The following is a 13740-nucleotide window of genomic DNA, read 5'->3' on the forward strand; positions in this document are numbered from 1 at the left end:
GGGTAAAATTCACTCAGCCCGTCGCCAAGGTAGAAAAGCTTTGGGCAATTCAGAATTTAACCTCAGCCCATCACAGCCGTAAAGCTGCGGCAAGTCGAAATTGATATGCCTCGCCGTAGCAAAACCACGGCGAGTTTGGCTAAAGCCTGTAGAGGATCGGCATATATAGTCCAAGCCGGCAATGAGCCAGTCTTAAAACCTAAACTGCTCCCAATCCCTACTTCGCCCCTTTAGGCGGCATAAATGCGGTTAGTTTGATATCTTCGCCCGCCTTGTGTTTATAAAGTTCGATATCCACCAGCGCCGTGTGGGAGATGTTGCCGTTGGCAAGCTCGCTCGTAGGCAGATCGATCGTAAGCACGTTCGGATTTCCATTTTTGCAAAGCCCCTCGGCGTTAGGATCGTACCACGCGCCTTCGAATATCTGCACTACGCCGCGCATTATGTCATCGCTTACGTTCGCACCTGCTAAAATTTCGCCGCGAGCGTTATACACGCGCACCAGATCGCCCTGCTTGATGCCGAGCTCCTTAGCGTCCTCGGTATTTATTAACACCGGCTCGCGATCCGCGACGGCGTATCTCTTGCGATTTGAAGTGTTGCTCTGCTGCGAATGCAAGCGATCAAGCGGATGCAGGCCGAGCAAGTGAAATTTCGCAGGCTTATCTTTCATCCCGAGCCACTCGACGGGCTCAAACCACATCGGATGTGCGCCGCAGTCTTTGTAGTTCATCGCTTCTATCGTGTCGGAGTAAATTTCAATCAGCCCGCTAGGCGTTCCCAAAGCCTCCAAAACGGGATCGTTTCTAAAATCCTCAAAGCTCACGTACGCAGCACTCTCTGGCGTTTCGTGAAATTCCGTCGGCTCGTTTTTCTCCCACCACTGCTCAAAGCTCGGCATCTGTATTCCCAAAGCGGTGTTTGCATTCACGGCGCTTGCCGCTCCTTCGTAAAATTCTTTGATCCAATCCATCTCCGTTTTGCCGCCGTCCGTATAAGCCTCGGCAAGCCCCTCAGCGTAAGCCTTGCAAAGGTCAGTAAAAATTTGATAATCGTCCTTCGCGCCGTGCTGCTTAGCGACGACCTGCTTCATAGGAATGATGTGCATGTTGGAGTAGTCCCCGCTCATCGTGATGTCGTTGCGCTCATACTCCGTAGTGGTCGGGAACACGATGTCCGCCATCTTCGCAGTAGGCGTCCAGTAAATTTCATTCACTACGATAGTGCGCGGCTTGCGCCAAGCCTTGATATTGGTGTTAGTATCTTGATGATGCACGATAGGATTTCCGCCGACCCAGTAGATAAAATCTATCTTCGGATAGGTGATCTTTGCGCCATTCGCGTCGATCGTCTTGCCCGGATTTAGCAGCACGTCCGCGATGCGAGCTAGAGGGAAGGCAACCTTCGCCGTATTTACCAGCCATGCTTGGGCTGCTTCGCCGCCTTGCTTCTGATCCTGCGCAAGCCCTAAAAATTTGCCGTCCTTAACGACGCCGACGCTAGCCGCGTTCATTCCGCCGATCACGCCGCCCGCGCAGGTAGGCGCGCCGCCGTTAGCATAATGGTAGCTAAAGCCGAAGCCCCCTCCGGCAAGTCCGATCTGTCCTAGCATCGCGCACAAAGTCACGATCATCCAGTGTGCCTGCTCGCCGTGATGAGCGCGCTGGATACCCCAACCCGCCATTATCATCGTGCGATTTTCGTAAAATTTTATCGCAAGCTCTTTGATCACGTCCGCGCCAATGCCGCAAATTTCGCTCGCCCACTCGGGCGTCTTAGCCACGCCGTCGCTCTGCCCCGTGAGGTACGGCACGAATTTTTCAAAGCCCACGGTGTAGTTTTGTAAAAATTCCTTATCGTATTTGCCCTGCGAGTAGAGATGCTGCGCCATGCCTAGCATCATCGCTACGTCGGTGTTCGGGCGCGGCGCGATCCATCGCGCTTTGCCCTCGAAATACTTGCCGCTTACGGTTTTGATCGGATCGATGATGATGATCTCTTTGTCGCTGTTTTTTAGCTGCTCGAAATACTTAAATCCCTGCTCGTCCGAGCTCGTCCACGCTACGCGAAGCGTAGAGATCGGATTTAGCCCCCAAAAGACCACTACTTTGGAGTTTTCAAGCACCACCGGCCACGAGGTTTGCTGCTCATAGACCTGATTTGAGCCCGTTACGTACGGCATTATGACCTGCGCCGCGCCCGTAGAGTAATCGCCCGTGACGCCCGTAAAGCCACCGCTTAAGTTCATAAATCTATGAAGCAGCGTCCTTGAGACATGCACGTTGCCCGTGCTCTGCCAGCCGTAGCTACCGGCAAACACCGAGTCCGCACCATTTTGCTCGCGCGTCTTTTTAAGCTCGCGCGCGACGAGTTTGATCGCGTCTTCATATTTTACCTCGACCCATTCGTCAAGTCCGCGAAGCTCCGGCTTAGGATTATCTGGGTCGGCGAGGTAGGATTTTCGCACCATCGGCGCCTTGATGCGCGTGTTATAAACGAGATCCGCCATCGTATTTTGAAGAGTATTTGGAATTTTAGAGGTGATCTTCCACGGTGCGGATTTTACGATCTTGCCGTTTTTGACGCTCGCTTTTAAAATTCCCCACCGCGCCGCGGTTAAAATTTCGCCGTTTTTCTTAAGCGCGGTGAGTTTATCCGCCGCAAGCATCGAGCTTGGGATGAGCGGAAGCGCCGAGACCGCCGCGCCGAGCTTTAAAAAATTTCGTCTTTTCATTTCGTCTCCTTTAAATTGACATCTTTAGAGTGCTTTTGTAAATATTGCACCACCGCCCAGCTCTCGTCCTCGCTAATAGGCGTACGCGAAAGCATCGATTTAATGTAGCCGGGCCATTTGTTTGCCTCGTAGCTTGCGGGCTGATGCAAGGCATGGCAGACGCTACACGAGGTTTCGAATTTTTCTTTGGCTTCGGCGAAAATTTTATCCACGTCGCCGCTTAGTGCGCCCTCGTCGGTGTAGGCGGTTATTTTAACCTTATTAAAGCCGTCCTCTTCGCCCAAGCTCTCGCTTTGAAATTTAGCCTGCTTCGAAAACGCCACTGCGATTATGCGCGCTTTAGGCGTAAAATAAATAACGTTGGGCGCCTTTGGATTTTGATAGCCCGTGAGCGAAAATTTTACCGCTCCGTCCTTGGCCTCCAGCACCTCTATGGCGTTTGTGGGCAGCAGCCTACCATCCTTGTGCGACAAATCGCCGCTTACGCTTATCTGCTTTAGCACCGTGCCGTAAAGCGTCTCGCCCGCCTTAACCTCGGCGCCAGCGTAGCTTGCGATCGCTGCCGCAAGAGCTGCCGCAGCCGCAATAGAATTTAAAAACTTCATGCTTATCCTTTCTTAAAATTTTAAAAACTTCTCGTAAATCTGCCGTATAAAAAGCCCGCAAACATCACGGCCAAAATCGCTGCGAATGCCGCAAACGCTACCTGCGCGCACTGCGCCGCGTCTGCGAATTTAATGCTCGGCACCAGATAAAATCCCTCGCCGTAAAATCCGCCGAAAAAGCTCTGCACATCGCTAAGTGCGGTGCCTGCGGGGAAGGACGGGGTGCCCGTGCAACTTGCGGGGCGAAATAGCTCCGGTAGCAGGCTATCAAGCGGCGCCGCAAAAGGGAAAGCGGGTGCTGAGAGGCAATTTGCCGTATCTGCGGCAGGGTGCGGCGCGGAGCTTTGTAAATAGCCGTATATCGCGCCCGCAAAACCAAGCACGTAGGCAATGAGCCTTGCTATGAAGCCAAACGGCAGCAGCAAGCCGATGAGCGCGCCCACGCCCGCTACGGCAAAGCCCAGACGTACGAGGGTGCTCATCTGCGTAGGCGACATAAAAAGGCAGCGCTGAAAGAAAAAATATGATGTCGCAAGATAGCCTGCGCTTATCACAAAGAGCCAAAACCACGGCGTGGCAGTATTTTGCCACGCGTAAATCTTCAAAATCAATCTATTCAAGATCTCCTCCATCTTATAAAATTCTTAAGAATACTTTTTAATCTTAAGATTTAAATTTATGAGGGAATTATAGCAATAAAAGATAAAAATTCGAGTCTGTATTGCCCTAAATATCGGAGTTTTATAAGCTTTAAGCTTAACGTATAAAATTTCAATTTTAAAATTTTACGCTCCTTGCGTGGCGGCGGAAAGTTTTTGAGATATGAAATTAAAACGGTAGATTTTATAAAATTTTGTCTTTGTCGGGATCTGTTTTGAGGAAAAATAAAATTTTGATCCGAAGTAGGGCGGTTTTATCTAGGTCACACGCCTTTCTTGAAAAAAGTGGGCGCGGGGCAGAAAGGAGAGTGGGGCAAGACGAGATGCGGCAGAAGATAGGCGCGGTAGAACGGAACCCGGCGCGACAAGATAGAATAAAGCTAGCGGCGCGGCGCAAATTTTAAAATCATGCGCGCTTAAAATTGTGATCGCCCGAAGCTGCGCTTGATCAAAATAGCCCGCACTCGGAATTTACACCTTACGATAGCGCAGCGCAGCAAATCTAAAATTTAAAATTTGAGGCCGCCAAAAAACGCCGCTGCATAAATCCTCCGACTAAATTTTATCCGTTTAATTCGCCCTGCCGCGAGCCCGTTTAAATTTAAACTCTTTGCGCCCAAGATACTGCGCGCGTTGAGGATAAAATGAAGAAAAGGACGATTCTGCGTCAAATTCGAAAAACTATTCCTGCGCGCTAAAGTCGGTTTGGTAAATTAAACCGACAAGATCGATTCTGAATGAAGGCAGCGAGAAAAGGAGGCGATTCTACGCCGCAGATCAAAACCATAAATGCGCATAGGCGGGAGATAAAGAAAGCGCGGCACGGATCATTTCTGCGCACAAACGCGCAGGGGTGCACGCAGTGTTATTTCGCAGTAGAATTTTACGGATTTGATCTCGCGCGCAAAGGGCGAGATCAAGCCTAAATACCCGACAAGAGCAAATTTTACGCAAACCGCGCAAGATGAGTTTTGTGCGAGCGCTAAATCGCGGCTTTTAGCGCTTCAAATTTCGCGTCTTGCTCGGCTAGAAGCTGTCCTTTCTCATCGCGCGAGACGTAAATTTTAAAGATATTCTCGCCCGCCTTGTCGTAAAAGCCCACGAATTTTGAAAGCATCCCCATGAAAGTCTGCGTCACGAGGATGATTTTATCGATCTCATCCGTCTTTAGATGACCCGCCAAAATGCCCAGCCCGTGCGCCTCATCGCCGTTTGCGCCCATGCCGAAATTATAATATCCGCGCGCGCTCTTGCCACTTGGGATCTTGGTTTTAAACTCGATGATGAAGCTCGGCGTATTTTTTACGAAAAGCACCTCGCCCCAGCCCTCAAGCTCCCTAATGACCTCGCAGAATTTATCGCCGCCCGCGCTCTTTCCGAAGCGCTCGGGCAGGTTTAGCAGCACGTCGATCTCCTTCGCGCCTAGCTCCTTGCAGATCTGCGCGATCGAAATTTTAGGATTTTGCGCGAACAGCACCTCGATTCTCTCTTTCATTTTCATCCTTTCTAAAATAAAATTTTGAGCACCATTATAATATAAAAATTCTAAGTTACAGATAACGGCAATCAATTAAACCGTAATTGAAAAGCTTATTTTAAGAAAAATTTAGCGCTGCAAAGTGCTTATGCGTAGAATTTTAAGTGATAATACAAAGAATTTTATCTGCACGGAATTTTAGAATTCTAAAATTCCGCAAAGCTTTAGAGCTTTATCATAGCGGATCATATCCGAAGCGATTGGACCCGCTATCGCCGCGCTGCACGAAAAATACAAGCAGCACTATCCAGCCCACAAATGATACCAAAAGCCCGATATCCCCGAAAAAAGCACCCACGATCGGCGTTAAAATAAGCAGAAAAAACCAGCCGCTTCTATCGGTGTCATGTAGTCGCCTAACTGATACGGCGATGGCTGACACGAGCATGGCTAGCTGAAAAAGCGCATCTATAATGCCGATTTCTTGATGGACTATTTTGCCGGCTATTATTTGATTGTACCCTATCGTAGTGCCTAAAACGCCATCTATCAAGCTCAAAACAATCCCGCCAAGCACGGTAAATAGAAAAAAACCAGTACTCCGACCTTGATGCTCGCCCGCTAAATGCGGCGTATTTTTGCTTGACGCAAGTTTGCACGGACTCCATAAAAGTCATTTTAAACTCCTTTTTTAAAATAATATAGGATTATACTAATCGCCCCTTAAATTTAAATACCTAAAACTCCCGCCCGTTCATCTGCCTTACGTGATACGCCAGATTCGCTAGATTGTAGCCACCTTTTGAAGCGGTAACCTCTCTAGTGCCATAAACCGCCGAAACATTTAGAATTACCGAAGCTAACCACCCTATGGCAAATACTAAGGCGAAAAGCTGTGAGTCAAGCGCTATCAAGACCAGAGTTACTATCTCCGTAGCTGCAATAACATAAAACGCTCTTAGATAGTTCTTCTCTCCGCTGCAATCGTAAAGCTCTTTACTAACTAGCAGCTGATAGATCAGATATACCGCTGTACATACACAATAAATGCTTATCATAAAAACTGATGGATTAAACAATTCAAATCCTACAAATATAGTGCTTACTGCGCTTATAGCCGAAGAAACCCCGACTAGCACGGCGTTTGATAGTAGATCCGTGCTGCGTATAGCGCGCGCTAAAAAATATAGCCCCACAGCTAGGCATATCATCGATATAAGTCCGACGCCCTCCAACGCACCCACTTTATCTACATTCTTGATATATCTGCCTACCGCATTTAACGCCTCAAGCCCAAACGCTATGTAAAGGGTAGTTTTGGCAGTAGATAGGTTTTCGCTCTGTTCTTTAGCATCATCCGCATAAGCATACAGGATTGCTCCCGCGCCTATGGATATATTTAGCTTTCGCACCATATCAGGCAACCTAAAAAAGTCGCTAATAAGCCAGATCAAAAACAAAACATTAGGCACCGAGAAAATAACCATAAAATGAAAAAAGCCCTGTTCTATATCCTTTAGGTCTGATGCTTGCACGCCCAAATCCGGACGAGATGAGTTTACAAGCGCCAACAGATCGTTACTTTCTATACTCGTCCACATGACAGCAACCACTACTAAAAAAAGCCAGATGAGAAATGGCAGCCCGCCTAAAAGCTGAAAAATCGCGGAGATTATACGCCCAAGATAAAATCTATGCGCGCCGAAAGGCCCGAGGAACATATAAAATACGTAGGCTTTATTTAGATCGTAAGCCTTATCTGAGCTTTGCGCAGAGCTAATTCTATCGGAATTTGAGGAAGCTGAATTTTGCCAAGTGGAATTCTGCTCTGTAAAATTCTGCGAGTTCGCAGCATTTTCAGTAGAATTAAAACTTTTAGCGTTAGAATCTTGCTCGCTAGAGCCTGTCGCGGCAGAATCTCGCAAAATAGAATTTTCTTCATCCAAGCCTTGAGCTGCAAAAGCTAAATTTTGCTCCGCAGAATTTTGTGGAGTAAAATTTTGCCTTATGGAAGTGGAATTTTGCTCTATAGAATTCCGAGTCGCAGAATTTTGCTCGCTAGTATCATCCGCCGCAAGAGCTTCTTGCGCTAAATCTAAATTCTCAGATTGCTCCTGTGGTTTCTCGTCCAGGGGCTTTTTCTCTTCGCCACTTTTACGTCTTATACTGGTTAGCGATGCAGGATTACTGCTGCCGCCCCAAATATCTTCGCCCATCTGCTCTCCTTGATTTTTAAAGCAATTTTACCTGAAATTTAAGGAATTTTTGTATATTCGCCGCTACAAATTCAAAACAAAGGACAAAAATGTCAAAAGTAACATTTCAAGGAAAGCCTGTAGAGCTAAGCGGGCAAGAGATAAATCTAGGCGATCGCGCGCCGCAAGTGCGCTTAGTAGCTCAAGATCTAAGCGAAATTGAGATCGCTAGCGGCAAGCACGTGCAAATCATCGTCGCTGTGCCATCGCTAGATACGCCCGTCTGCGCGACGGAGGCACGTAAGTTCAACGAGCGCGCCGCATCGCTTCCTAACACTGAAGTAATCGTCGTTTCGATGGATTTACCGTTTGCGATGGGGAGGTTTTGTACGACTGAGGGGATCAAAAATCTACGCGTTGCAAGCGATTTCCGCGATAAGGAATTTTGCCGCCGCTACGGCACTCTCATCGCCAGCGGCGCATTAGCAGGTCTCAGCGCCAGAGCGATCTTCGTCATAGATACCGCAGGCGTTGTGGTTTATAAAGAGCTCGTAAGCGACATAGCCTCTGAGCCCGACTACGACGCAGCGCTGGATTTTGCAGAGCTCGTCGCTCGCAACAGCTGCTCTAACTGAGCAAGATAATAGATCCAAGGTTTGGATAATTTTCGCCTTGCTTTAGTTCACTACTTTAAGCAAATTCGCCCTACTGCAAGTAAAAAACGAAGTAGGGCGCTTAAAATTCTACTTCAATTTTAAATTTTGATTTTACGCTTTGATTTGCGCTTCGGTGCACGCAAAGCTATTAACGCACTGCGATAGTAAGCAGATGAGAACAAAATTTATAGGATCGCCTGCTGCTAAATTTTAAATTTAGCCATAGCGGGAGTTGAAATTTTAAATTTGCCCGCTTAGCCACTCCGCGCGATAAACTCGCTAAAAGAGATCTCCTGTGCGTAAAATTTAACTCCGAGCGAGGCGAGTTTGTCTTGCAGCGGTAGTGCCAGCTCCTCTATGCCGCTAAATACGCAAAGCGGCAAATTTTGCGCCCTCTCTTTAGTCGCCGCAAAGCTCTCGTCATCAAAAATTTTCTTTAAAAACACGAGCGTTTTTACCTTGTCCGTGCCCAGATCCTCGATAAAAACGCTGAAATATTTATATCCCAGCTCCTCGCGCGCTTCATCTTTCATTGCGTAGTCGTCTGCTAGTTCGCGGTAAAATTCGTTGTTTAAATCCGCAAACGGCGCGATCGCTTCAAGCGAGCAAGGCGCCTCAAGTGCGGCAAGTGCGGTTAAAATTTCTTCAAATTTAACGATGTCGTCCGCGACTTTAATCGGCTCCCAAGAGCCGGCGCCGTGATAGGCAAAATACACGGGCGAGGCGTCCCCGAGGGCAAAATCGACGAAAAACGGATCGTCCATGCCGTTACGCGCGATGACCCGCCAGCTCTTGCGCCACTGGCCCGGTGCGTCGTCTGCTAGCTCCTCGCCAGTTTTGCGGCTAGCGAGCCTATATCCCTCCTGAAAGCTCTCAAACTCGCCCTCATCAGGATAGAAAAAAGGTAGCAAAACAGACTCTGAAACGATACGTTTGCGGATAAAATTTCGGATCAAACTTGAGATTTGCACGGCGCGGCCTTTGGGTTAAATTTGAGCGAATTTTAGCAGAGTTTTTAGTTCGCGCAAAATTTACACCCAAATTCAACAAATTGCAAATTTGAGCGCGAAAAGACAAGCGGAAGTATCGCGAGATGATTTTGAGAGTTGTGCAGAAATTTTAAGTTAAGGCTAGACAAGTAGTCTGCCGCAGTCCAAAATTTTCAAACTCATTTAAAGACGCTCGCGAGACGATGCGCCGCCAAAAAGACAAGCGGAAGTATTTTACAGAAACATTTTGCTTTGCAAAAACGCTACGCTTGTTTTGAGATGATTTTTGTGGTTGCGACGTAAAATTTCGGCGTAGATAGAACGTATAGTTCATCGAGCCGAAATTTTACTAGCTCCGCAAAAAGCACTCACGAGACAACGCGCTACAAAGATTGTAAGATTTTAGGTTTACTAAACGCCTGTATCGGCTTAATCTCTCCCTTAAATTTCTCAATTTGAGCAAGCACGGTGTGAGCCGAGTTGCTTTGCGCAAGACTTGACGTGCCTTTATCGAACGTAAGCACGTTTACGCAGCCGTGCTGGCAGAGGCTCTTCTCGCCCCAAACCTCGGGATCGTACCACGCGCCCTCGCAGATCGCTGCGACGCGCTCGGGCACGATGTCGGTAACGAGCACGCCCGCTAAAATTTCGCCGCGATCGTTGAAAACGCGCACGATGTCGCCGTTCGCAAGCCCGCGAGCTTCGGCATCTTTTGGATTTATTAGCACCGGCTCTCTGCCGCTAACCTCGGCAAAATTTCTGATGATCGAATTGTTTAGCTGGCTGTGCAAGCGGTAGCGAGAGTGCGGACTTACGACGTGGATCGGATACTTCGCCGTCTTTTTCGCATCCCCCAGCCACTCTTTAGGTTCAATCCAAGTAGGCATCGGCGGGCAGTCGGCATAGCCCATCTTGGCGATCGTTGGTGAGTAAAGCTCGATCTTGCCAGATGGGGTGCCTAGGCGGTTTTTGGCGGGATTTTCGCGGAATGCCGCAAGGCGCGTGTATAGTGCGCTGCTCTCGTCGTCCTTTTCAAAGCGCACGAAGCCTTTGTCGTAAAATTCCTCAAAGCTAGGCATCGTTATATTTAGGCCTTTGGCTTGCTCTACGGCATCGGCGTAGAATTCCTTCATCCATCCTAGCTCATCCTTGCCCTCGCTAAAGACCTCGCCGTATCCCCAGCGCTTGCAGATCTGCTCGCAGATCCAAAAGTCGCTCTTACTCTCGCCCATCGGCTCGATTGCAGGTCTGTAAGCGACTATATATTCGCCCGTAGCGCCCGTTTGGTTGATGTCGTTGCGCTCGACCTCGATCGCGACGGGAAGCACGATGTCGCTAAGCTTCGCCGTGCTCGTCCAGTAAGGCTCGGCGGTGATGACGGTATCAAATTTACGCCACTGCCTCACAATATTATTCACGTCTTGATGGCGCGTAAACATCGATCCACACGCCATATAAGCGACTCTCATATGCGGCAGCTTGATCTTGGTGCCGTCGTAGTCAATCTGCTTGCCTGGATGCTCCAGCGCCTCTATGCTGCGAGAGGACGGGATGGTGATATTTTTCGCGCTTTTCCAAGGCGCAGAGCCCGTGTTTTCGTATTTCTCATCTATGCGTGTGCTAAGTCCCTTTAAAATCGGAGCCACCTTATTCGTAGCGCCCGCAGAGCCGTAGCCCAGGCTAAATTCAAAGCCGAGACCCTCCTTGCCGATATATCCCAGCATCGCATTAAGCGCCACTAGCGCCCAGAAAGGCTGCTCGCCGTGATCTGCGCGCTGCAAACCGCGACCGATCAAGATCGTAGTCGGCTCCTTTGCAAGCGCTGTAGCAAATTTCGCAATAGCATCCTCGCTAAGCCCGCAAATTTTGCTCGCCCAAGCTGCATCCTTTACGATTTTATCGCTCTCGCCTAGAAAATACGCTTTAAATTTATTAAATCCGACGGTATATTTTTTGATAAATTCCTCGTCGTAGAGGTTGTTCGTAAAGAGATAATGGCACATACCGATGATGAGGGCGGTATCGGTGTTTGGGCGCACGATGATATCTTCGCTGCCGAAGTAGCGCGCGGTGTCGTTTCTCATCACGTTTACGCTGTAGGTTTTGATGCCCGATTTTTTAAGCTCTTGCATGCCGATATAGCCGTCGTGCGTAGGCGGAATGGATGAAATTTGATTGGTTACCGCAGGATCAGTCGCCCAGAATACGACGTTTTTGGCGTTTTTGACGATCGCTTTCCACGTAGTAGGCGCGTCATAAACGGCGCTTGAGCCCAGCACGTGAGGCATGATGACGAGCCCCGCGCCAGTGGAGTAATCGCCGCTTTCCTCTACGTAGCCGCCTAAAATTTTAAGCATTCGGTGCGCTACGGTGCGTCCCCAGCCGATCTTGCCGCTACCGCCCCACCAGTAGCACTCGCCATAGATCGCCTCGGCGCCGTATTTGTCGAAATTTTCTTTTAGCGCTTTCGCCGCTAGATCAAGCGCTACGTCCCAGCTAACGCGCACGAACTCCTCTTTGCCGCGCAGTTCGCTCTTTGCCGCGCCTTTTGCCTTCAGATAGCTTTTGCGCACCATCGGATAGAGCACGCGGTTTTCGTTTTGGATATTATCGGGCAGGCTGTAATTCATCGTGTTTGGAAATTTATCGCCCTCAAATTCGCTTACCGAAACGATCTGCGACGAGTTTAAATTTAGCCAAAAAGTACCGAATCTATTCGCGCCGAATACCTTTTTGTTATCAAAAATCGTCTGAGAAACCCCCTCGATCCTGCTAGCGCTTGCTGCGCTTGCGCCTAAAATCCCTGCCTTTAAAAAGTCTCGCCTTTTCATCTGATCTCCTTTATCATTCAGGTTTTTTTGCGTTGTGTTGTAGATATTTTATGATCAAATTTAGCTCGTCGTCCTCGAGCGCTACGTAGTTTGCATTGATCATCTCTTGTAAATTTGCAGGCCACTGATTTGCCGTGAAGCTCTTTGGCTCATGCAGGCGGTGACACGCCGAGCAGATCTGCTCGTAGTTCGTCTTTGCCTCCGCATAAAGCGCCTTAGCGTCCTTAGCTACGGCATCCGAACTGATCTCGTAAATCCCCTCGGCTTCGTACCAGATCTCGCCGTAATCATCCTCGAGCTTTTTGCCCTTTTTAAAATTTGCTTCGGCTTCATTCGTAAAAATCGCGTAAATTTCAGCCTCTTTCATATTTTTTTGGATTTGAAGCTGATAGTTTTCGCTCACGACGCCTTTGATTTTAATCTTGGTAACGCCACCTTCGCTGGATATCACCTCGATCGGCGTTAAAATTTCAGCCTCGCCGATTGCTTTGCCGTCTTGCGAGATCGTAGCGGTTTTGGAGATTACCTCGCCGCCGAAAAGCGAACACGCACAGATAAATGAGATAAAAATTTTCCTCATAAAGTATCCTTTCTAGGTTGTCTTTAACGCGAATTATAAATCAAAAATAAATTTAAATTTGTCGCGATTGCGACGAATTTATCCTTTTTATGTAAAATTTACGTGAAATTTTATGCAAAGAGCTGCTATGATAGATAGACTAAATAACGATTACAGTGAGAAATTCGACTTTTTAAGCAAGGAGCGTATTGCTAAATTTAGACGCGAGAGCTACGCACGCGGCGACGTGATCTACGCGCAGAAGTTTAAATTTATCATTCTGCTGCGCGGCAGAGCGAAGCTAAACTGCTATGAAAACGGCAAGGAATTTATCTTTAGCTTCGTAAAAAGCGGCGCCTACGTCTGCTTGGATAAAAACACGAGCCTTGAAATTTTAAGCGACTGCGAGACGCTGCAGATCAATATCTCGGAGCTTTTCGAGCTGCTTGGAGACGAGTTTTCAAGCTCGATCATAAACGCGCTTATTAAAAACCTCCACTCGCAGCGGATTTTGATAAAAGAGATCGTCTTTGCGAAAATCCAGACGCGAATTTTAAATTTTCTAAATCGCATCGCAAACGCAGACAAGATCGTGGAGCTTCCCTTTAATATAATGACGCTTGCAAGCCTGCTCGGCGCGCCTCGCCAAAACGTCTCCCAGGCGATTACGAAACTCGTAAACGACAAAAAGATCATGAAATTAAAGGGAAATAGAATTAAAATTTTGTAGTTTGAATCTCGCGGCGGATCTAAATTTAAACGCAAAAGGCTATTTTGAGCGAAACCGCCTAGTAAAAAGGGCTAAAACCAAAATGTAATTAGCCCTAAATTTAGCTTATTTGCGAAGCTTATGTGTGCTACAAAGCTACGTTTAAAAAATCGAGCCTCTACTTGCAGGTCGCAACGGATCGTCTCCAAAGCGGTTGCCTCCGTTAGTGCCTTGCTGGATAAAAAATACGATCAATACTACTGAGCCTATTATCGGGACAAGAATTAACAGATAAAACCAGCCGCTTCTATCGGTGTCATGTAGTC

At 48.0% G+C, this 13740-nt stretch carries 12 protein-coding genes; 2 read left to right on the forward strand and 10 right to left on the reverse strand.

The window, feature by feature from the left end:
- Positions 1-217 precede the first annotated feature (217 nt).
- From Q0095_RS04710 to Q0095_RS04735, 6 genes are all read right to left on the reverse strand, one after another.
- Positions 218-2734 (reverse strand): molybdopterin guanine dinucleotide-containing S/N-oxide reductase, encoded by a 2517-nt coding sequence (locus Q0095_RS04710; RefSeq protein WP_297881833.1) that lies wholly within the window; start codon positions 2732-2734, stop codon positions 218-220.
- On the reverse strand, positions 2731-3339 hold the full coding sequence (locus tag Q0095_RS04715) for a cytochrome C (protein ID WP_297881835.1): 609 nt from the start codon (positions 3337-3339) through the stop codon (positions 2731-2733). The genes Q0095_RS04710 and Q0095_RS04715 overlap by 4 nt, the downstream gene beginning before the upstream one ends.
- Positions 3340-3359: 20 nt before the next feature.
- The gene (locus Q0095_RS04720; RefSeq protein ID WP_297881837.1) at positions 3360-3959 is read right to left on the reverse strand and encodes a disulfide bond formation protein B; all 600 of its coding nucleotides are present in this window, start codon (positions 3957-3959) and stop codon (positions 3360-3362) included.
- A gap of 1021 nt (positions 3960-4980) precedes the next feature.
- Positions 4981-5493 (reverse strand): heme utilization cystosolic carrier protein HutX, encoded by a 513-nt coding sequence (hutX, locus tag Q0095_RS04725; RefSeq protein WP_297881839.1) that lies wholly within the window; start codon positions 5491-5493, stop codon positions 4981-4983.
- Positions 5494-5710: 217 nt separating this feature from the next.
- Positions 5711-6034: a DUF805 domain-containing protein gene (locus Q0095_RS04730; RefSeq protein WP_297881841.1), complete on the reverse strand. Its 324-nt coding sequence runs from the start codon at positions 6032-6034 to the stop codon at positions 5711-5713.
- A 178-nt stretch (positions 6035-6212) separates the two neighbouring features.
- The gene (locus Q0095_RS04735) at positions 6213-7691 is read right to left on the reverse strand and encodes an NINE protein (RefSeq protein ID WP_297881843.1); all 1479 of its coding nucleotides are present in this window, start codon (positions 7689-7691) and stop codon (positions 6213-6215) included.
- 89 nt (positions 7692-7780) lie between these two features.
- On the opposite strand from Q0095_RS04735, the gene tpx reads away from it, so the two are divergent.
- Positions 7781-8305, forward strand: a complete 525-nt coding sequence (gene tpx, locus Q0095_RS04740) for a thiol peroxidase (protein WP_297881845.1) — start codon at positions 7781-7783, stop codon at positions 8303-8305.
- 275 nt (positions 8306-8580) lie between these two features.
- On the opposite strand, the gene Q0095_RS04745 is transcribed toward tpx, so the two are convergent.
- From Q0095_RS04745 to Q0095_RS04755, 3 genes are all read right to left on the reverse strand, one after another.
- Positions 8581-9297, reverse strand: coding sequence for a hypothetical protein (locus Q0095_RS04745; protein ID WP_297881847.1), 717 nt, complete (start codon positions 9295-9297; stop codon positions 8581-8583).
- Between the two features lie 401 nt (positions 9298-9698).
- Complete coding sequence (locus Q0095_RS04750; RefSeq protein WP_297881849.1) at positions 9699-12146, reverse strand: molybdopterin-dependent oxidoreductase; 2448 nt, start codon at positions 12144-12146, stop codon at positions 9699-9701.
- Positions 12147-12159: 13 nt separating this feature from the next.
- Positions 12160-12726 (reverse strand): hypothetical protein, encoded by a 567-nt coding sequence (locus tag Q0095_RS04755; protein ID WP_297881851.1) that lies wholly within the window; start codon positions 12724-12726, stop codon positions 12160-12162.
- Positions 12727-12853: 127 nt separating this feature from the next.
- Between Q0095_RS04755 and Q0095_RS04760 the strand changes: the two genes are divergently transcribed.
- On the forward strand, positions 12854-13435 hold the full coding sequence (locus Q0095_RS04760; RefSeq protein ID WP_297881853.1) for a Crp/Fnr family transcriptional regulator: 582 nt from the start codon (positions 12854-12856) through the stop codon (positions 13433-13435).
- Between the two features lie 141 nt (positions 13436-13576).
- On the opposite strand, the gene Q0095_RS04765 is transcribed toward Q0095_RS04760, so the two are convergent.
- On the reverse strand, positions 13577-13740 hold a 164-nt coding region (locus Q0095_RS04765; RefSeq protein ID WP_297881855.1), incomplete at its 5' end, for a DUF805 domain-containing protein.

The sequence above is a fragment of the uncultured Campylobacter sp. genome (assembly GCF_938045535.1).
GTDB lineage: Bacteria > Campylobacterota > Campylobacteria > Campylobacterales > Campylobacteraceae > Campylobacter_B.